General features: G+C 44.4%; 18 protein-coding genes and 1 other RNA gene. 3 read left to right on the top strand and 16 right to left on the bottom strand.

The window, feature by feature from the left end:
• Positions 1–27 precede the first annotated feature (27 nt).
• The 11 genes from QZ169_RS07800 to QZ169_RS07750 all read right to left on the bottom strand — a co-directional run bounded on the left by QZ169_RS07800 (position 28) and on the right by QZ169_RS07750 (position 12,650).
• Positions 28–660 (bottom strand): response regulator transcription factor, encoded by a 633-nt coding sequence (locus tag QZ169_RS07800; RefSeq protein ID WP_175859139.1) that lies wholly within the window; start codon positions 658–660, stop codon positions 28–30.
• A complete protein-coding gene (locus QZ169_RS07795) occupies positions 638–1,657 on the bottom strand; it encodes a sensor histidine kinase (protein WP_295506059.1) in 1,020 nt (339 codons plus the stop codon). Before QZ169_RS07795 ends, QZ169_RS07800 begins: the two co-directional genes overlap by 23 nt.
• Entirely contained in the window at positions 1,654–2,349 is a 696-nt protein-coding gene (gene liaF / locus QZ169_RS07790; protein WP_002893496.1) for a cell wall-active antibiotics response protein LiaF, read from the bottom strand. The genes QZ169_RS07795 and liaF overlap by 4 nt, the downstream gene beginning before the upstream one ends.
• 145 nt (positions 2,350–2,494) lie before the next feature.
• On the bottom strand, positions 2,495–4,348 hold the full coding sequence (pknB, locus tag QZ169_RS07785; RefSeq protein ID WP_295506057.1) for a Stk1 family PASTA domain-containing Ser/Thr kinase: 1,854 nt from the start codon (positions 4,346–4,348) through the stop codon (positions 2,495–2,497).
• On the bottom strand, positions 4,345–5,085 hold the full coding sequence (locus QZ169_RS07780; protein WP_002903268.1) for a Stp1/IreP family PP2C-type Ser/Thr phosphatase: 741 nt from the start codon (positions 5,083–5,085) through the stop codon (positions 4,345–4,347). The genes pknB and QZ169_RS07780 overlap by 4 nt, the downstream gene beginning before the upstream one ends.
• Positions 5,086–5,103: 18 nt before the next feature.
• Positions 5,104–6,420, bottom strand: a complete 1,317-nt coding sequence (gene rsmB, locus QZ169_RS07775) for a 16S rRNA (cytosine(967)-C(5))-methyltransferase RsmB (protein WP_295506051.1) — start codon at positions 6,418–6,420, stop codon at positions 5,104–5,106.
• Positions 6,410–7,345, bottom strand: a complete 936-nt coding sequence (fmt, locus tag QZ169_RS07770) for a methionyl-tRNA formyltransferase (RefSeq protein WP_295506049.1) — start codon at positions 7,343–7,345, stop codon at positions 6,410–6,412. Before fmt ends, rsmB begins: the two co-directional genes overlap by 11 nt.
• An 83-nt stretch (positions 7,346–7,428) precedes the next feature.
• Positions 7,429–9,816 carry a primosomal protein N' gene (locus tag QZ169_RS07765; protein ID WP_295506044.1) on the bottom strand — a complete coding sequence of 796 codons (2,388 nt, stop codon included), beginning with the start codon at positions 9,814–9,816 and terminating at the stop codon, positions 7,429–7,431.
• Positions 9,817–9,876: 60 nt separating this feature from the next.
• Positions 9,877–10,191, bottom strand: coding sequence for a DNA-directed RNA polymerase subunit omega (rpoZ, locus tag QZ169_RS07760; RefSeq protein WP_002893503.1), 315 nt, complete (start codon positions 10,189–10,191; stop codon positions 9,877–9,879).
• A 25-nt stretch (positions 10,192–10,216) separates the two neighbouring features.
• On the bottom strand, positions 10,217–10,849 hold the full coding sequence (gmk, locus tag QZ169_RS07755) for a guanylate kinase (protein WP_002893505.1): 633 nt from the start codon (positions 10,847–10,849) through the stop codon (positions 10,217–10,219).
• A gap of 187 nt (positions 10,850–11,036) precedes the next feature.
• Positions 11,037–12,650 (bottom strand): ribonuclease Y, encoded by a 1,614-nt coding sequence (locus QZ169_RS07750; RefSeq protein WP_125434975.1) that lies wholly within the window; start codon positions 12,648–12,650, stop codon positions 11,037–11,039.
• 364 nt (positions 12,651–13,014) lie between these two features.
• Between QZ169_RS07750 and QZ169_RS07745 the strand changes: the two genes are divergently transcribed.
• A complete protein-coding gene (locus QZ169_RS07745) occupies positions 13,015–13,497 on the top strand; it encodes an S-ribosylhomocysteine lyase (RefSeq protein ID WP_002893508.1) in 483 nt (160 codons plus the stop codon).
• 102 nt (positions 13,498–13,599) lie between these two features.
• On the opposite strand, the gene QZ169_RS07740 is transcribed toward QZ169_RS07745, so the two are convergent.
• From QZ169_RS07740 to QZ169_RS07720, 5 genes are all read right to left on the bottom strand, one after another.
• Positions 13,600–15,057: a cell division site-positioning protein MapZ family protein gene (locus QZ169_RS07740; protein WP_295506038.1), complete on the bottom strand. Its 1,458-nt coding sequence runs from the start codon at positions 15,055–15,057 to the stop codon at positions 13,600–13,602.
• 12 nt (positions 15,058–15,069) lie between these two features.
• Entirely contained in the window at positions 15,070–16,224 is a 1,155-nt protein-coding gene (locus QZ169_RS07735) for a class I SAM-dependent RNA methyltransferase (RefSeq protein WP_295506035.1), read from the bottom strand.
• Positions 16,225–16,508: 284 nt separating this feature from the next.
• An RNA gene (rnpB, locus tag QZ169_RS07730) (RNase P RNA component class B) lies at positions 16,509–16,876 on the bottom strand.
• 21 nt (positions 16,877–16,897) lie between these two features.
• Positions 16,898–17,260: a cell division regulator GpsB gene (gene gpsB / locus QZ169_RS07725; protein ID WP_125341611.1), complete on the bottom strand. Its 363-nt coding sequence runs from the start codon at positions 17,258–17,260 to the stop codon at positions 16,898–16,900.
• A 71-nt stretch (positions 17,261–17,331) separates the two neighbouring features.
• Positions 17,332–17,859, bottom strand: coding sequence for a DUF1273 domain-containing protein (locus tag QZ169_RS07720; RefSeq protein ID WP_295506008.1), 528 nt, complete (start codon positions 17,857–17,859; stop codon positions 17,332–17,334).
• A 67-nt stretch (positions 17,860–17,926) separates the two neighbouring features.
• On the opposite strand from QZ169_RS07720, the gene recU reads away from it, so the two are divergent.
• Complete coding sequence (recU, locus tag QZ169_RS07715; RefSeq protein WP_295506005.1) at positions 17,927–18,529, top strand: Holliday junction resolvase RecU; 603 nt, start codon at positions 17,927–17,929, stop codon at positions 18,527–18,529.
• Positions 18,522–20,663 (top strand): penicillin-binding protein PBP1A, encoded by a 2,142-nt coding sequence (gene pbp1a, locus QZ169_RS07710; RefSeq protein ID WP_125353357.1) that lies wholly within the window; start codon positions 18,522–18,524, stop codon positions 20,661–20,663. Before recU ends, pbp1a begins: the two co-directional genes overlap by 8 nt.
• The last annotated feature ends 91 nt before the right edge of the window (positions 20,664–20,754 follow it).

The raw sequence follows: 20,754 nt of genomic DNA, 5'->3' as shown, positions 1-20,754 counted from the left end.
CCAATCTTAATCTTTTCTATTATACCATTAAAAGTCTTCTTGTGGGACAAGATGGTGCTGAAAAGCATAAACAACAGCCTGAGTGCGGTCGCTCACCTCCAATTTGGACAGGATATTGGAAACATGAGTCTTGACTGTTTTAAGGGAAATAAAGAGTTCATCCGCAATCCGTTGATTTTCATAACCCTTGGCTAAAAGCCCTAAAATATCACGCTCACGAGCGGTCAAATCCTCATGGAGCTCGATATGATTGCGATGATACTCCACTTTCTTACTGACCTCTGTTTCAATGGCAAATTCTCCCTTGGCCACTTTTTTGACAGCACGGAGAATTTCCTCAGCGCTGGAAGTCTTGAGCATGTATCCATGAGCGCCTGCATCCAGAACAGGATAAATTTTTTCATTATCCAGATAAGAAGTCAAAATCAGAATCTTTGCTTCCGGCCACTCTTTCAAAATGGCCAGTGTCGCTTCAATCCCATTCATCTCAGGCATGACGATATCCATGATAATCACATCCGGACGACTTGCTAAAGCTTGCTCAACGCCTTCTTTACCATTGACTGCTTCAGATACTTCAGCTACACCATCTTGCAGTTCCAGGTAACTTTTCAATCCCAATCTGACCATCTGGTGGTCATCCACTAACAATATCTTCATGATCTTCTCCTTCTAGTAAAGGTATCGTGATTTCAATAGAAAGACCTTTTCTGGGGGCTGTCAAAAGCTTAAAGGTGCCCGCCATATCCCGTACACGGTCTTCCATATTTTTCAAGCCGTAGCTGAGTTCATCCTGTGCCAGCGGATCAAAACCGACGCCATTATCAGATACCTTAATTTTAAGCTCATTAGGTGCCTGATAGAGGTAAATATCCAACCGACTGGCCTGGGCATGCCGCAGTGTGTTGTTGATAATTTCCTGCATGATTCTGAAGACATGCTCCTCCATCTGTTTGGGTAAATGCCCAATCTGATGATTGAAGTGAACATCAATGTCGCTTTTATCAGTCAGCTCCTTAATAATCACATCCATACCTTCGACCAGAGTCTTATTTTCCAACTCTGTAGGTCGCAGGTGGAGCAAGAGAATCCGCAAATCCTTCTGGGCTGTGTCCAGAATATCGGCAATCCCCTTGAGCTGCTTTTGCAGTTTTTCTCCATCAAGCCGTTCTACATTTCCAGCCACTCCCGAAAGAATCATATTGGCTGCAAATAATTCCTGACTGACAGTATCGTGCAAGTCACGCGCAATCCGCCGCCGTTCTTTTTCGATAATTTTTTCTTCTGTCTGCAGGGTTTGGTTTTCAGACTTCTGGAGATTCTCTGTCAGACGGTGCATCCTCCTCTCGAGCTGATGCAGAGAGCGATCCAGCTCGGGCTGGTCTGTTGGCTCCAGCCTCCGTCCATCCAGCAAACGCCGAAGATTTTTTTGCACATGGGCTACCGACAGATATTGTATCAAGCGAGCTGCTATCACAATCAGAATGGTCAGTGATAAACCGATAATCACAACAAAGAAAACAAATGACTGCAACAGCTCCAAATCATTAAAGAGCTCCTGCCAAGTAAAATCAAAAATATTGAAAATATAATGAAAGATGATAAATAAGACAAAGAAAGTATAGAGGAGAATGAGAAAATAATTTGATTTCTTCACTTTCTGACAACCTCCACATTTCCTAAGAAGCTGACGAGGACTATCTTCACTGTCTTATTGGCCCGTTTATAGTCTGGTGTCGTCAGCGAAATGGTTTCATTGCGCAGCTTGCGGGATGGATGATGCAGAAAGTTTAGCTCCCCGTAAAGAGTATTGATTTGCAGCTGAATTTCCACATCCAGCGGCACAATAATCTTGGTATCGCCAAAACCTTTTCGAATGACAATGACATTATCATGGTTGACCAAAATCACATCTTCCAAATGAATGGTGTCTTTCCCAACAATGCGCAAGAGATTGATGTCGTGGAATTGACAGCTGTCCTTAGAAAAATGCTGCAGGTCCCCCAACCAGCGATTCTTTTCACTCTGAATTTCCACATCTTCTTCGTAAACGAGATGGGTTTCTTGATTTTCCTTATAGATATAAGGGTAGGCCACAATCATCCCATAAACAAGCGCAAATAAAAGGGCAGCAATGACGTAGGGATTGAGCATAATAATGAAAAACAGCATAATCATGGAAGCGACCAGCAGAAAATTCCCTTTTTGCTTGCCGAAGTAATAATAGAGCAGCAGCAAAAAAAGGACCAAGATAATGACAACTCGTGAAAAATCAGCTGCCAACATGGTCACCAATGCCATGGATAGTAAGACTGTTTCAACAAAGACAAATAATTGAACCTTCCACATAGCCTTTTCCTTTCTCTACCTTCCTATTTTAACAAAATTAAAGCAAAAAACCTCCGTCCAAGGCATGAAATAGGGAAATTTGTCCAGTAAATAAGAAAAAACCATCCGTTTTAAGATAAAAAACTTGAAATGGATGGTTTATTAATCAACTATCAGATGAGCTGGAATTAGTTCCATGTCCACTATCTTCAGACGATGAGCTGCTCTTTGAGCTGCTACTAGACGATGATGATGACGAGCTAGATGACGATGGTGTCGTTGCTTCTGTCACGTAAAGAGTGATTTTTTCATTTGACTTGAGGTCAATTGTCTGACCTGCCGCTGGAGACTGAGAGGTCACCAAGTCCGCCTGAGTCGAAGTGACCGAACGGTCAACAACTCGCTCAATTCGAGAAGAAGAAATTCCCATTTGAATCAAGTAAGAACGGGCATTAGCGTAGGTGTATTGCATGCTGCCAAAGTCAGGCATGGCCACACTAGTCACTTCTTTCGCCACTGTCAGCTTGATCTTATGATTAGAAGTCAAATCATAGGTCGAACCAGCTGCCGGAGACTGGCGAATGACCTGACCTGGCTCGTACTCGTCCGATTCCTCCTCAACAATCTCAATCAATTTCTCAGAAACATTATAGTTTGTTTTCAGATTTTCAACTACGGCTGATTTTGCTTGACCGACATAATCTTCCATCACAAAGGTCTTGGATCCCTTGGAAATAATCAGGTCAATCTTGCTGCCTTCGCGGCGCTGACTGTTAGCCTGTGGATCGGTTTTAATAACTTTGCCAGATTCGACATTGTCGCTGTATTCTTCTTTTTCATCTCCAACAACCAGCTTCTTAGCTTCAATAGCGGAGCGAGCCTCTGCTACAGTCTGACCAGAAACATCTGGCACGCTGGTATTGGACGGGCTGTTATAGAGAAGGACGACAAAGGCAGCCAAAACCAATAGGACTGCAAAGAAAAGAACCTTGTAACGCGTTCTCAAGCGACGTTTCTTTGGAACTTTCTTAACCGCATCAGCTGTCTCTTCCTTGACTTCAGCCGCTTCCGCTTTAGGCGGTGTTGACTTAACAGGTGGAACTACTGGCTGAGGTACAGGCGAGATTTTTGGCAAGGTCTTGGTGTCTGCTTTCGCTACATCATCAAAGACCAATTTCTTTTCATTGCGGCGCTCATAAGATAAGCTGCTGGACAAGTCGACATACATTTCTGCAACTGACTGATAACGATCCGTCAGTTTTTTGGCTGTTGCCTTAATGACCACATTTTCCAAGGCCTGAGGCACATTAGGATTTTCAGAAATGATGGATGGCAGCGGCTTTTGGAAATGCTGCAGGGCAATCGTAACGGCACTATCCCCATCATAAGGGATATGACCAGTCAGCATTTCATAAAAAATAATCCCCATCGCATAAATATCACTCTGAACAGTTGCTTTAGAGCCACGCGCCTGCTCAGGTGATAGATAATGAACCGAGCCTAGCATTGAGTTAGTCTGAGTCAGACTTGTCTCTGCAAAGGCCACCGCAATCCCAAAGTCTGTTACCTTGGCATTGCCATCTGGGGTCAAGAGGACATTTTGTGGTTTCAGGTCACGATGGACAATACCGCGTGTATGCGCTAAGCGCATTGCCAGCAAGATTTGTCCCATGATTCTGACTGCTTCTTCATTTGAAATCGGAGAATTCTCTTTGATATAGCGCTTGAGGTCAAGACCTGCCACGTATTCCATAGCCAGATACTGCTGGCCATCTTCTTCCCCAATATCAGTAATCCGAACGATGTGCGGATGGTCCAAGTCAGCCATCGCCTTGGCTTCCCGCTGGAAGCGCGCGACAGCGATAGGATCTGTCTGGTAATTGGTCCTAAGAACCTTTACCGCAACTTCCTCACCATCCAAAATCAAGTCCTTGGCCAAATAGACATCTGCCATGCCTCCGCGGCCAATCTGCTTGATGATTTTATATCGCCCGGCAAAGATTTTGCCGATTTGAATCATGCCTTATCCTCCTTGTCAAAGCGAACCAGAGCAACTGTGATGTTATCCAGCCCTCCAGCATTGTTGGCAAAGCGAATTAAGGTTTGTGTTTTTTCAGACAGGCTGATGTCGCTGGTGACAATGTCACAAATTTCACTGTCTGAAATCATATTGGTCAGACCATCACTATTAAGCAGAAGGTAGTCACCGTCCTCCAAGGTAATCATGCCATAGTCAGGCTGTACTTCGTCTTTTTGACCAATAGACTGGGTAATGATATTCTTCTGCGGATGACGCTCTGCTTCTTCTGGAGTGATCTGTCCAGCTTTCAACAAAGCATTAACAAGCGAGTGATCATTAGTCAGCTGGCGGTATTCATCACCGCGGATCAAGCCGATGCGAGAATCTCCGATATGAGCATAGATGGCTTGATTATCAATGATAGCCAAGGCTTCCAAAGTCGTGCCCATGCCCTTGTATTCTTCATCTTGACCAAATTGATGAATGCGCTGATTTTCCTCTTCCAAATGCTCCGCAAACCATTCACGTACTTGATTCACCGAATCAATCTGTGTATCAACCCAGGCAGCTCCTAAGTCTGTCACAGCCATTTCGCTGGCAATGTTTCCAGCTCTGTGGCCGCCCATACCATCTGCCAAGATGATCAGGGTCTTGCCCGCCCGATTCACAAAAAGATTGGCATAATCTTGGTTATTTGTACGCTTTTGACCAACATCTGTTAATAATGAAATTTCCATACTGTCAGTTTCCTCCTCTTATTCCGATATCTTCCTAAATTGACTGATAAAAAATCCGTCGCTTTCATATAATTCCGGCGTAATCAAGATACAGCCGTCTTTGACGATATCTTTTCTTTCATGGTCTAATAAGACTTGCTCAAAATTCGGATGGCTGGCCAGAAATTTATCGACAACCTCAAAATTCTCTTTGGCCATAATCGTGCAAGTACTATAAGCTATTATACCACCTTTACGTAGACTTTGACAAACGCTGTCTAGTATATCCAGCTGAATTTTTTGTAAATTCTCAAAATCTGCATTTTCTTTATTATATTTTATATCTGGTTTGCGGCGAATTAAGCCAATACCTGAGCAAGGAGCGTCCACCAGGATTTTATCGAAAGCATCTGGGCCAAAAGTCTCAAACACCTTGGTCGCGTCCAGCTTTTTAGTGGTGATTTTATCAGCCAGATCCAGCCGTTCTGCATTTTCTTCTACGAGCTCTAACTTATGATCGTAGAGGTCCAAGGCTGTAATGTGGCCGCTCGTCAGATAGGAAGCCATGTGGGCAGTCTTGCCGCCCGGTGCACTGCAGGCATCTAAAATCTGCTCCTCCCCTTCTATGGCCAGAGTCGGCGCCACAAGCTGGCTAGACTCATCCTGAATCGTAATCGCTCCGCTTTCAAAGAGCTGATGTCCAGCAAAATACCCCTGTTTCTTAACCAAGGCTGACGGAGACAAGAGCGAGTCCTCAGCCCCTAAAAGCTGACGAAGCTCAGCCTTTCGCGACATATCTGTCACGCGAATGCTAGCTTTGCTGCGAACAAAAAGACTGGTAAAGATAGCTAGAGCTCTTTCTTCGCCATACTCTTCTATCAATGCTTTGACCAGCCAGACCGGCAGAGAATACTGGATCGAATAGCGCTTGTTTTTGCGCTTGATTGTTTCAAAATCAGCCACACCCTCACGCTCAATCCTACGTAACAAGGCATTGACAAATTTTTCGCTGCCTCGTTTACGTATTTTCGCAATTTCAACAGCCTCATGAACAACTGCATGCTGAGGGATTTTATCCAGATAGAGCATCTGGTACAGACTGAGCATAAGCAGAATGTAGAGCCAGTTATCCAATTTGTCCCTATCCTCAATCAGATGGGATAAATACCACTCCAGAGTGATTTTCCGAGCAACTGTGCCGTAAACCAGCTCTGTTACCAGACCTTTATCTGCTTGACTCAGTTGGCTTTGACTCAGTGCTTGGTTTATGGCGATATTGGAATAGGCGCCTTCTTCAAAAACTTCTTCCAAAATTTCCAAGGCCTGCCAACGGGCCGTTTTTTGCTTACTTTCCAAAAGTATCTCCTATGGACAGGCTGCGGCCCAGTCCATTCAAAAAATCAACGATAGCCATCTTGGGCTTACCAGCAGGCTGAACTGTCTTCAGCGAGAGAGCTCCCTGACCAGCTGCGACCACAAGCTCTTTTTTACTAATAGACAATATCTGTCCAGGCTGACCGCTGCCAGCCGTCATATCTGCTTCGTAAATCTTAAAACGTTGCCCTTGCAGCAAGGTATGAGCTACCGGCCAAGGATACATGCCACGAATTTGATTGAAAATTTGGCGGTTTGTTTTGCTCCAGTCTATCCGCTCTTCTTCTGGGCTGATATTCGGAGAGAAAGTGACCTGACTAGGATCCTGCGGCTGAGGTGTAATCTGCCCTTCCCTATAAGCTGGCAGTACATCCAATAATAGATCTCGACCGATAAGCGCCAATTTCTCAAAGAGAGTTCCAACGTTGTCAGTCTCTTCAATGGCTATTGCTCTGCTGGCTATCATGTCTCCAGCATCCATTTCCTTGACCATTTCCATAATAGTAACGCCTGCCTGCTCATCGCCGTTGATCAGAGCGTAGTGAATGGGAGCCCCACCTCGGTATTTAGGCAACAAAGAGGCATGAACATTCACCGCAAAGTCAACACTGTCTAGCAAGCGGCTAGGCAAAAACTGTCCAAATGCAGCTGTGACAATACCATCTGCTTCTAAGTTCATCAACTCCTCTAAACCCGAGCTTTGAGCCAGCTTTTCCGGTTGATAAACCGGTAGCTTGTATTCCAAGGCCAATTCTTTTACTGGAGTCATACGTATCTCTCTTTTTCGGCCAACGGCCCGGTCCGGCTGCGTCACTACTGCTAATACTTCGTATTGACTGCTGGACAGCAGTCCTTTTAGGACAGTCGCTGAGAAGTCCGGCGTTCCCATAAATATTATTTTCATCATTTTCAACTATTGATTCCTTCTTTGTTCCTTCCCTTATTATATCAGAAGTCGCCTACAACAACCTTAATCTCGGCTAAAAAGCTTTACATAAAATTTTGTGGTTCATTATCAATTGTCAGGCGTAAATCTTTATTGTCCCGATTCTGTGTCCAGTCCAAGACTTGATTTAGTGTCACCTGCAGCTTGTCCTCAAAGCGATATTTGAGCAAAATCTGATAATGATAGAGATTGTGGGTACGGGCAATGGGCTTCGGCGTTGGACCTAGGATTTGCACTTTTTCTGACAGACCGCTCCGCAGAATATCCATAACCTCATAGGCTTTTCGCACTGCTGTCTCTTCGTCCTTGTGGGACAGGGTTAGACCGACCGTAAAGTAATAAGGCGGGTAGCCTAGCTGCCGACGGATTCCCATTTCATAAGCATAGAAGCCTTCATAATCCTGCTGCTTGGCAAATTCAATGGCATAATGATGAGGATTGTAGGACTGGATAAAGACCTGACCAGCCTTTTCAGCCCGACCAGCACGGCCAGCCACCTGAGTCAGCAGCTGGAAAGTTCGCTCTGAAGAGCGAAAGTCCGGTAGATTAAGAGCAGTATCCGCATTGAGTACACCAACTAGCGTCACGTTTGGAAAATCCAATCCCTTGGCAATCATCTGGGTGCCTAAGAGAATATCTGCCTGACCCTGACCAAAGCTTTCTAAAATGGCTTCATGACTGCCTTTCTTACGGGTCGTATCTACATCCATCCGCAAAATGCGAGCCTGCGGAAAGAGCTGAACCAACTCATCATAAGCTTTCTGCGTCCCAGTCCCATAATAGCGAATGCTACGACTGGCACAGTTAGGACAAGACTGAGGAATATTCTTAGTAAAACCACAGTAGTGGCAGTTCATGGTCTTGGTGTCCATATGCAGAGTCAGAGAAATATCACAGTTAGGACAGCTATCAACGGTCCCACATTCCCGACACATAACAAAGCTGGAATACCCCCGCCTGTTGAGCATGAGAACCGTCTGTTCTCCCTTATCCAGACGATCTTGAATAGCATCTAGCAGGACTGGCGTGAAATTACTGGCTTCATGCTGGCCGATATAATCCCGAAAATCCACCACTTCCACTTGAGGAATCTGCGCCAGCGGATTTGCGCGCTTGCTGAGCAGCTGAAAATCATAGACTCCACGGCTTGCTCGAGCACGGCTCTCCAAGCTCGGAGTCGCCGATCCCAGCACTAAGACAGCTTGATTGTACTGAGCTCGCAGGAGAGCCACCTCTCTAGCATGATAGCGAGGATTGGAATCCTGCTTGTAGGATGATTCATGCTCTTCATCAATGATAATGGCTCCAATATTTGTCAGCGGAGCAAAAATAGCTGAACGCGCGCCGACAACAACCTGAGCAGCTCCTCGCTCCACCTTGCGCCATTCATCATATTTCTCACCGTCGGACAGACCTGAATGCAAAATTGCAACTTGGTCGCCAAATCTAGAAATAAAGCGATCGGTCACCTGAGGAGTCAGAGAAATCTCTGGAACCAGCATGATTGCTGTCTTGCCTTGATCCAGTGCCTCTGCGATGACCTGTAGGTAAACTTCGGTCTTCCCGCTGCCTGTGACCCCTTCTAGGAGAACTGGCTGAGAATGACTCTGACCAATTTTCTGAGTGATTGCCGCAACCGCTGCGGATTGTTCATCATTTAAGGTCAGACTTTGCTGCTGCCGCTCCTTTTGGAAATAAGCAGCAGAACGGCTGATTTCTCTATCTTCAATGCTAATTAGGTTTTCTTTGATAAAGTAATTAATAATATCGCGCGAAAAGCTTTCTCGTAAATCAGCCAAGAGCCGGCTACCCTGCTGCTCTAGCAAGACTTCTTTTAATTCTTGTTTTTTCTTAGCTTGTCGGGGAAGGTCATGATTTTGCAGAGCGGTATGATTGATCTGATACCATTTCTCAGTCTTAATATGCTTCTTGTCCGTTGCCTGATACTCCAGCCGAATACGGCCAGTCTGGGTCAGTCGCATCAGCTTGGCCTGACTTTTCTTGTCCAAATCAGAAAAGCGAAGACTAGCCTCTTGACCAAAGATAGCTGATCGTTCCTCAACATTCAGCAGCTCCGTCGGATAGAGTAGTTTATCATAGCTGGAGTTGAGAAGACTAGGCAGCATGGCCTTTAAAAGGGAAATCTTATAAGAAAAGACTGACTTGCGCAACTCATCCGCCAGCCAGAGCTGTTCCTGGTTCAAGACGGGCCTGAAATCAAGGACTTCCGCAATTTCCTTCAGCTCTTCTTGGCCTCCCGTCTCATCAAAGCCGACCACAATCCCCTGAATCAGGCGATTTCCCTGCCCAAAAGGGACATGGACTCGCATGCCAGCTGCTAGCATTCCTGCAAACTCTTCTGGAATAGCATAACTATAGGGCTTGTCCGTCTGCATCAGAGGAACATCCACAATAATCTTTGCTAGCTTCACATTCTCACCCCACTTTCCTAAACGTCATTACAGAAAAAATAAGATTGAGCATCCCCAACCTTAAATCTTCTCACCTTCTTCTTTTTCTTTAGCGATTTGCTCTTTAATCTTACGTTCTTCTTCTTCTTTACGCAGACGCTCTTCTTCTGCCCGACGGCGAACTGCCTCGCGCTTGCCTTCTGGATCTGGATGGATAACGACATTGCCGGATTCAATTTCTTCCAAAGCACGAAGAGTGGATTTAACAGACTTGAATTCCTGCGTAGCGGGAGCTCCAGCTTCAAGCTCATGAGCGCGCTTAGCTTCTAAAATAACCAAGGAATATTTTGACGGAACCTTGTCCAGCAAAGTGTCAATAGACGGTTTTAACATCATAATTTTCTACCTAATTTCTAACTTTCTATCGAATAATCGTTTCATTTTTTGGAAGCATGTCCTGATAACGGCCGATAACACGATCTACTCGGAAATGCTCTGCTTCAATCACGCGCTTGACACGGTCGGCAGCCAGCGGCACCTGATCATTGACAATGGCATAATCATACTCGCGCATGAGGGCAATTTCTTCTTTAGCCTTTTCTATGCGCTGAGCGATAATCTCAGCACTATCTGTCCCACGTCCGACCAAGCGGTCTTTGAGCTCTTCTAAGTCTGGAGGAGTCAAAAAAATAAAGACGGCATCTGGAACTTTTTTCTTGACTTGCAAAGCTCCCTGAACCTCAATCTCTAGGAAGACATCAATACCTTTATCCAGCGTTTCATTGACATAAGTCAGAGGCGTCCCATAGTAGTTTCCTACATACTCTGCATACTCCAGCATCTGTCCCTGACGAATCAGCTCTTCAAACTCCTCGCGAGTACGGAAGAAATAGTCAACTCCATCCACTTCACCTGGACGCTGAGGACGAGTCGTCATAGATACCGAGTACTGAAATTGATTATCAGTGCTTTCAAAAATTTCTCGTCTAACAGTCCCTTTTCCTACACCAGAGGGACCAGAAAAGACGATTAGTAAGCCTCGTTCCGTCATCATGTCTCCTTCACAGTCTTTCTATCTAGTGTAACAAAATTAGGCTGATATTTCAAGAGGATAGGAAGAAATGTATGTGTCTAGAGTTTTGAGAAAATAGAAAAATTAAGCAAGCAATCATACGGAAAACAAAATAGACCAGCAGATAATTCAAGAAAAAAGCAATCTGTTACCAGACTGCTTTTTTTCTTTATTTTGCGTAGTCGACGGCACGCATCTCACGGATAACCGTAACTTTGATATTGCCTGGATATTCCAAGTTGTTTTCGATTTTTTCACGAACATCGTGCGCCAAAATCGTAATCTTGTCATCCTTAATCTTGTCCGGCTGAACCATAATCCGGATTTCCCGGCCAGCTTGTAAAGCAAAGCTGTTCTTGACACCCTTGAAACTATTAGCGATTTCTTCCAAATCTTGGAGACGCTTGATATAGCTTTCCAGAGATTCACTACGAGCTCCTGGCCGAGCGGCACTGAGAGCATCTGCTGCAGCTACGATAACAGCAATGACACTTTCTGCTTCCACATCCCCGTGGTGGCTGGCAATCGTATTAACAACGATTGGATGCTCCTTGTACTTACGAGCCAGTTCTGTCCCGATTTCCACGTGGCTGCCTTCAACCTCACGGTCGATAGACTTGCCAATATCATGGAGGAATCCAGCACGGCGGGCTAAATTGGCATTTTCACCAAGCTCACCAGCGATGATGCCGGAAAGCTTGGCAACCTCAATAGAGTGCCGAAGGACGTTCTGACCATAAGAAGTACGGAACTGCAAGCGACCCATGATTTTCATCAAATCAGGATGCAGGTTAGGTGCTCCGATTTCATAAGCTGCGGCTTCCCCGTACTCACGGATGCGATTGTCAATTTCCAGACGGTTCTTCTCAACCAACTCCTCGATGCGAGCTGGATGAATGCGACCGTCTTTCAAGAGTGCTTCCATAGTCATACGAGCAATTTCGCGGCGAATCGGATCAAAACCTGAGAGAGTGACTACTTCAGGCGTATCATCAATGATGACATCAATACCAGTCAGACTTTCAAAAGTTCGGATATTGCGACCTTCCCGGCCAATAATCCGCCCCTTCATACTGTCATCTGGCAGATGCACCGTTGAGTTGGTTTGCTCAGCGACGTAATCACCGGCAATACGCTGCATGGCTTGGACCAAGATATTCTTCGCAACCTTGTCAGACCGCTCTTTGATATCTTGCTCCGCATCCCGAATCCTAGTCGCAATCTCTTTAGAAAGCTTGTCTTCGGTCTGCGTCAAAATAATATCACGCGCTTCTGTCTGCGATAGCGAAGCAACTCGCTCCAGCTCTGCTGCCTTCTGCTTTTCAAGTTCCGCTACTTGTTCTTCACGCGCATCAATGTGTTTAGATTTATCTGAGAGACTTTGTTCTTTTTGCTCCAAAGCCTTTTCTTTGTTGCTTAAATTATCGTCTTTGCGGTCAAGGGTAGAAGCGCGCTCTGTCAAGCGGCTTTCGATTTGTTTCAACTCTTGACGTTCAGACTTAAATTCTGCATCAACTTGTTCACGATATTTTCTGGCTTCTTCTTTTGCCTCCAAAAGTGCTTCTTTTTTAAGCGAACTTGTTTCCCGCTTGGCTTCTTTGATAATCAAATCAGCTTCGCGTTCAGCCTGTCCGCGTAAATTGGTTGCTTCTTGTTCAGCATTTAAAAGAGTAAGCTCTGCAGCTTCTTTAGATGATTTCATCTTAGCCGAGACACTTACATATCCAATCACTAAACCAATGATGGCAGCAAAAACAGACATAATTATAGGAAATAGGTCCATGTTTTTACTCCAAATCTATTTAATTGTTGAATTCAAAATTCCATACTATTCTATCACAAATCTAAAAAATTCACAAACCTATTTTTTGAAATTCAAGAAAGCTTTTGTCCAATTTTCACCGACAAAATCATAAAAGTTTGTAGAAGCCTGTGCACCAAAACTTTTTCAAACCATAAGCAAGATTATTCAAACTTTTCATTTTCCTAAAACTTGAACTTTATTCCCAAATAAAATTTTTTTATGCTATAATCAGAGAAGAAAAGGTGTCTATGAGACAGGATTTTTCTTACCTAACAAGACAAACTTATGGCTTGATATCACTAGAAAAACCTTCTCGCACTTGCTACATTGTAAAGGAGAAACCATGTCTAAAGAAGTTATCGTCGAAAGCTTTGAGCTGGATCACACCATTGTCAAAGCGCCTTATGTCCGCCTTATCGGAGAAGAAACTGGCCCTAAAGGCGACATCATTTCCAATTTTGATATCCGTCTGGTTCAGCCGAATGAAGATTCAATCCCGACAGCCGGTCTGCATACCATCGAGCATTTGCTGGCCATGCTGATTCGCAAGCGCATTGATGGTATGATTGACTGCTCACCTTTTGGCTGTCGCACTGGTTTTCACATGATTATGTGGGGCCAACACAGCTCCAGCCAGATTGCTCAGGTCATCAAATCCTGTCTGGAAGAAATCGCTGAGTCAACTAGCTGGGAAGATGTCCCTGGAACAACCATTGAATCCTGCGGAAACTACAAGGATCACAGCCTTTTCTCAGCCAAAGAATGGGCTAAACTTATTCTCAGCCAAGGAATCTCAGATGATGCCTTTGAACGCCATGTGATTTAAAACAATAAAAAGTTCTCGAAATTGAGAACTTTTTTTGTGCATGTATAATGAAATCCATCAACAAACTAGAAAGTCAGCTGCTGAAGAAATGTTCAAAGATGACTAGAAATCAAGCGAGTCAGCATGACCTGGTCCATTTCCGACGAAGTAGCCAGTCTTACAGTTGATACTGAAGAGGTAGGTACCGTCTGGCTTGAAGAGGTTATAGTAGCCGTTTCCTTTAATAATATTGACGCGTTCCAGGATATAGTTATCACCAGAAATATAGCCGCGCTCACGAGAAGTTTGCAAAATCTTCTCCAGAACGCCAGGATTGAACGTCCAAGCCGGATTGTTGACGTCATCAATAGCCGCTTGGTTATAAGGGACACGACTGAGGTCTCTCTGCAGATTTACTCCGTTGCTAGGAAGACCATAGCCAGAGTAAGAGCTGGAAGCTCCTGAACCAGAAGCAGACGAGCTTGAACCGCCACTTGTACCTGCACCTGTACCTCCTTGATCAGTAGCAGGAGCCGGTGTTGGAACCTGTTGGCCGCGTCCTTGGGCAATTGCTGCCTTTAGAACTTCATCTAGCTTAGCATTGCCACTTGATACATCTGAGAAAGTCGCATTTGTATTAGCCTTGGCTTCCTTGTTCAAGACACCGTCAGTGATCGCTCCACCGTCAAACTGCGAATTGACACTTTGGATAGCCGAAATTTGTTTCACTAGGGAATCATACTTGCTCTTGGCTGCATCATAGTCTTTGCTGCCTTTTAGTTTTTCAAGTAAGGTTTTTAATTTTTCCAAGTCGCCAAATTTACTGTTTTTGACAGCTGTCTGATTGCTATCTGTGAAGAATGCAGCATACTCATCATTAAAGGACTTCAAATCCTTGGCAGTATTATCAGAACTAGAGGAAGACGAACTCTTTTTGCTGGACTGCGATGTTGAAGAGCTGGAGCTTGTAACGGTCTTGTGACCCCAATTATGCCCCAGAGCAAAGTAAAGCCCTGTGCCCGCTACAGCAATCCCTAAAAGTCCTAAAACTGGATAAAGGAAAGATTTTTTCTTGTAGAAAGGTGTCTTAGGAACCTGTAATTCCTTCTCATCAAGCGGCTCCGGAATAGGACCGTAAGATGTCTTTTGAACGGGAGCAGCAGGAATCGAATCCGCCTGCTCTGAGCGTTGACTGCGAGAACCTAAGGGGGTTGGAGCTACTTCTGGCTCACTTGCAGTCTCAGTGTCTGTCGACTGAGCTGTTGGAATCTCCTGTTCACTTTCAACCTCTTGCCGTCTTTCTTTGATGAAGTCGGTCAAATCAGAAGAGGCTTGCTCAGCCTGAGCCGCTTCCTGCTCCTGCAGCTTTCTGATTTTCTGGGTTTCAAATTTTCCTGCTTCGATTTCCTGACGGTGCTGCTTGATATACTTATCCAGCACATTGTCGCTTTCATTCACACCGGCTTCCAGCTCCTCTTTCTTACGAGTAGCTTGACCGACTGTCATTTCCTTGGCCTCTTCAAAATCAAGGACAGACTCTTTCTTTTCTTCTTCCGGTGAGTAGTTTTCTTCTTTCGTCACGGCAAATCCTTTCTAATCTAACTGACGTTTGACCCGCTGGCCAAAATACTGATATAAATCAACTTTTAAAGTACCATTATAAAGTTTGCGTTTTTTATCGGCCTGACTGCCGTATTTGCTTTCAAAAGCTTCATCGCTGGTCAGGATAAATTTGCTCCAAGTTTTGAGCGGAGCAAAAGTTTCTCCCATCTCCTGATAAAGCTGAGTCACAGCCTCATCATCTAGAAGGCGCTCCCCGTATGGCGGATTAGAGATAATCACACCATTGATCTTATCTGTATGCAAATCCTGCAGACGCATCTGCTTAAAGTGAACCTGCTCTGCTACTCCTGCTTGCTCAGCATTTTTTCGAGCTAGCTCTACCATACGGCCATCGATATCCGAGCCAGAAATATCCAGCTGGATGGTCTGATCAATCTGACTGAGTGCAGTTGAGCGAGCCTGGGCTACCAGATCTTTATCCACCCAATTCCAGTCTTCAAAGGCAAAAGAACGATGAAGTCCCGGCGCTATCTTCATCCCTATCATAGCGGCCTCAATACAAAAAGTACCAGAGCCGCAAGTCGGGTCAATCAAAGGCTTATCCGGATACCAATTGGACAGGAGCAAAATAGCTGCTGCCATATTTTCCTTGATCGGTGCACCGCCTTTATCAGCCCGATAACCACGTTTGAAGAGGCTGGACCCTGTCGTATCAATCATGACTGTCGCTACATCTTTTAGGATAGAAACTTCTATCCTAAACTCAGCTCCATTTTCCTGCAGGGGGACCCCTTCCGGACGTGCATAATGCTTCTGCAGCTTCTTGACAACTGCCTTTTTAGAAATAGCCTGAACACTAGGCTCATTGTGAAGTTTTGACTTGACACATTTGGCCTTGGCAATAGGAAATTTAGCTCCCAGAGGTAGATAATTCTCCCAATCCAGAGCAAAAACTCCCTGAAAGAGCTCTTCAAAAGTCTTGGCTGGAAAACTGCCAACTACAATCTTAATCCGATCGGCCGCGCGCAGCCAGAGATTGGTTTGAATAATGGTACTGACATCACCCTCGAAGCGAACTCGGCCATTTTCGACCTGACAATCAAGTCCCAGCTCTCTGATTTCACGGCCGACGACAGCTTCTAGCCCTGCCGCTGCGGTCGCAATTAAATTAAATTTTTCTTTCATCTCGGCTTTTAAATGGATTCCAATCTATACAAACAAAGGGAGTGAGACAAAAATCGTGATTTCGTCACATCGATTTTCCTCACTCTCCCTTTTTAAATTTTGGGCTGAGAAGGTTTCACTGCTCTTTATCAGCTAGCTCAGCACTTGAAATGTCCATCAGACAAATGAAGCAACAGCTAGTTGGACTTGGCAGAGAATAGAGCGCTCAGCCACTCTCTTGCTATTCTATTATAAAATTTAAAGAGGACAGGACTTGACGTCCTAGCCTCAACCTATATGCAATTTTCTGTAAGCCATGTTTTGTTCCGGAAATGACTAGGTACCATTTCCTTCGATAATCATCTGTCTACTGTTTCCAGTCAGAGTGCTATGTTCGCTTCCATGCACTCCATGCCCCGACCAAAGTTTGGGTTGCTAGCTTGAGGGGTTTACCGCGTTCCACTTCTTCTGTTTCCAGAAGAACTACGTCACTGTGGCACTTTCAGACCTAATCAGACATATCAAAAGACTTAGCCCTTTCAGTCGCCGTAACGGAAAAATCCGTCCCTAGGCTTATTTCTTCGCCTAGCACAAACACTACCGGCATCACAGCCAGTGCTAGCATGGACTTTCCTCATGAAAATCTAAAATTTCCACGCGATTATCCAAAAATTGCACTGCTCTAAAAGAACCATTATTCACGATCCAGAATTTGTTTTCCGAATACTTCCTTTTCAAGACGGTTCAAGCGCTTCAAGATATCAAAATTAGTCGCAGAAGTCATCTGAGGGAAGTTTTCTGCAGTTGACTGAGTTGTTTGTGTTGATTGGACAGGCTGAGTCGGCTGAACCGGTGCTTTTTCAACCGGCTTCGCAGCTAACTCTTCCTTGAGACGGCGATTTTCCTCACGCAGCTCCTTTACCAAGGCTGCATAAGTCTCATAATCCTTGATAATATCGTCCAAAAACTCATCCACTTCGGACTTACTATAGCCACGTACTTCACGTTTAAAATCCTGATCAAAAATATCTTTTGCTGTAAAAATAATACTTGCCATCTTCTCTCTCCAATCTAGTTTGTCATATTCAATTATAAACAAAATGCACTATAAAAATCAAGATTTATCATCTAATTTTCCGAAAAATTTTCGGCCACTTCGTTCAGGTCATCAAATGTTAATTTTTTGATAAAATACTGTTCTTGTTTTTTCATTTCTTGGTAAAGATATTTCAGTTTTGTATCCTGTTCTTCATCGTAAAAGAGGTAGGCTCCGTCCGTATTTTGAATGATAAATTGATTGTAATCACGAAACTGACTAGGATTTTGGTAGGTCGGATAAGCATACTTGACGAAATCCGCCTGCTTAAAAGCAGCTAATTTGGCTTGATTGGCTTCGTTCCAATTTTCACCTTGATTCTCAAAGAGAAAGATGGTTGCCATCTGAAATTCATAATCCTTTTTCAAGTCATCAGCCAGCTCCAAGACCCAAGACTCAAAGCCCAGATTGCCCATAAAAACCAGCCAATCCACTCCGTCTTCCAAAAAACGGATTAAGTCCCTCTTAGCGGCTTCTTTTATGATGTTTATTCTCATGTCTTTTTCCGTCGAAATGCCGATTTCAAAGGCTTTGTAGCCTGTAATTAGTAGACTGGTCATTTATTCTCCCTTAAAAAAGTTTTTTGTGGTATAATAGAGTGATGCTATTGTACCAATAAGGAGTTTTATGGTCAACTATCCGCATAAGCTAAAGGCAAAAAGCAGTATCAATAGGCCAGTTTCCGGCATGATTAACTTTGCCAATCGTGGGATGTCTTTTGAAAAGATGATCAACGAATCCAACAACTACTATCTTAGCAGAGGACTCGCTGTCATCCATAAAAAGCCCACCCCTATTCAGATTGTCAAGGTTGATTATCCGCACCGTAGCCGAGCCAAGATTGTAGAGGCTTACTTTCGGCAAGCTTCCACAACAGACTATTCTGGCGTCTACAAGGGCCATTATATTGACTTTGAAGCCAAGGAGACCCGACAGAAAAAATCGATGCCCATGAAAAATTTTCATTTGCATCAGATTGAGCATATGGAGGCAGTCCTTGAGCAAAAGGGCATCTGTTTTGTCTTACTGCATTTTTCCAGCTTAAGGGAGACTTACCTACTTCCCGCTTCTTATTTAATTGAGTTTTACAAGATCGACAAGGGAGGGAAGTCCATGCCTCTAACTTACATCCAAGAGCATGGTTATCCGATTGAAATGCAACAGCTTCCCAGCATCCCTTATCTTGAAATTATCGAACAAAAACTACTAGGTGGTATTATAAATGAATAAACAAACTCTTATGCAGGCTTTAAAATATCTTGCAAGTGCACTTATAACCCTGCTTATGATTGGATTCGTGATTGGCTGTTTGGTATTTACCTACTATGCGGTCAAGGCTCCTAAGCTTTCTGAAAAAGACCTCATCGCGACCACATCCAGTAAGATTTTTGACAGCAATAACAATTTGATTGCGGACCTAGGCGCTGAAAAGCGGGTCAATGCTGAAACTAGTGAAATACCTACGGATTTGGTCAACGCTATTGTCGCCATCGAAGACCATCGCTTCTTCAACCACCGCGGGGTGGACTTTATTCGGATTGCAGGTGCCCTTATCAGTAACATCCGTGGCGGAGGCCGTCAAGGTGGTTCAACTCTGACCCAGCAGTTGATTAAGCTGTCTTATTTCTCAACTTCTTCTTCGGACGCGACCCTTTCACGTAAAATCCAAGAAGCTTGGCTGGCCGCTCAGCTTGAGCGTAAAGCAACCAAGCAGCAAATCTTGACCTATTATGTCAACAAAGTCTACATGTCTAACAGTAACTACGGTATGCAGACAGCAGCCCGAAGCTACTATGGCAAGGACCTAAAAGATTTGAGCTTACACCAAACGGCTCTGCTGGCAGGTATGCCTCAGGCACCTAACCAATACGATCCCTACACTCACCCAGAGGCTGCAACCAATCGCCGTAATCTGGTACTTCGTGAGATGCATGATCTCAAGTACATCACAGATGAGCAGTATGAGCAAGCTAAGAACACTCCTGTAACCGATGGACTTCAAAGCCTAAAAGCTTCCACTAGCTATCCTGCTTACATGGATAATTATCTTAAGGAAGTAATTGAACAAGTAGAAGAAGAGACTGGTTACAATGTCCTGACAACTGGTATGGAAGTCTATACAAACGTCAACACTGATGCCCAAAAGAAACTTTGGGATATTTACAACACAGGAGACTATGTAGCTTATCCAGATGACGAAATGCAGGTTGCGTCCACCGTTATGGATGTGCAAACTGGTAAAGTCATTGCCCAACTTGGTTCTCGTAACCAATCTACCAACGTATCCTTTGGTACCAACCAAGCTGTTGAAACCAACCGTGACTTTGGTTCAACTATGAAACCAATCACGGATTATGCTCCAGCTCTTGAAAATGAAGTCTATACTTCAACAGCTGCGCCTATCACGGATGCTCCATATAACTTCCCGTATTCCAGCACACCAGTCTACAACTGGGATAAGAAATACTATGGCGGGATGACGATTCAATACGCGATTCAGGAATCCCGGAACGTTCCTGCCGTGAAAACGCTGGAAGCCGTTGGTCTGGATGAGTCCCTCAAGTTCCTAAATCGCATAGGAATTAACTATCCTGAAATGTTCTATGTTAATGCCTTTTCAAGTAATACCAGCAAATCCGGCAATGAATACGGAGCCAGCAGTGAAAAAATGGCTGCTGCCTATGCTGCTTTTGCCAATGGTGGTACTTACTACAAGCCTCAGTATGTCAATCGCGTCGTCTTCAGTGACGGAACGGAGAAGACCTTCTCCAACAATGGTTCCAAGGCTATGAAGGAAACGACAGCCTACATGATGACCGATATGATGAAAACAGTCTTGCAGTCTGGTACAGGGACAAACGCTGCCATTTCTGGGGTTTATCAGGCCGGTAAGACTGGAACCTCCAACTATGCTGATGATGAATTAGCTAAGCTGACCAAGCCTTACTACTACTCTAGCATTGTCACACCAGACGAGCTCTTCGTTGGTTACACGCCTAAGTATTCAATGGCTGTTTGGACTGGCTACTCTAACCGCCTGACACCAATCCTTGATGACGGGGTTAAGGTTGCAACAGATGTCTACCGCGAAATGATGCTTTACCTAGCTCAAGATGGCTCTGCTTCAGAAGATTGGGAAATGCCAGATGGTCTCTACCGCAGTGGCTCTTATGTCTATCTCAATAGTGGTACTGGCTATAACCGTTACTACAATAACCAGCAGTACTATAACTATTCTAGCTATAGCAGTTACAGTACAGAAGCTAGCTCTGACACATCAGCTTCTAGTGAGCATTCTGGTGATTCAAACAATAGCTCTTCTAGCCACAATGACTCATCTTCCGGTGACGGTGGAAATGACTAGAGAGACGAAGATTAGAATACAAACTAAAAGAGTAAGAATTGAACCGCACCCCAAAAGTTAGACAGAAAAAATCTAACTTTTGGGGTGTTTT

It is taken from the genome of uncultured Streptococcus sp., from assembly GCF_905372115.1.
Classification (GTDB): Bacteria; Bacillota; Bacilli; order Lactobacillales; family Streptococcaceae; genus Streptococcus.
The sequence above is the reverse complement of the archived record's forward strand: the minus strand, read 5'-3'. Positions and strand labels throughout refer to the sequence as shown.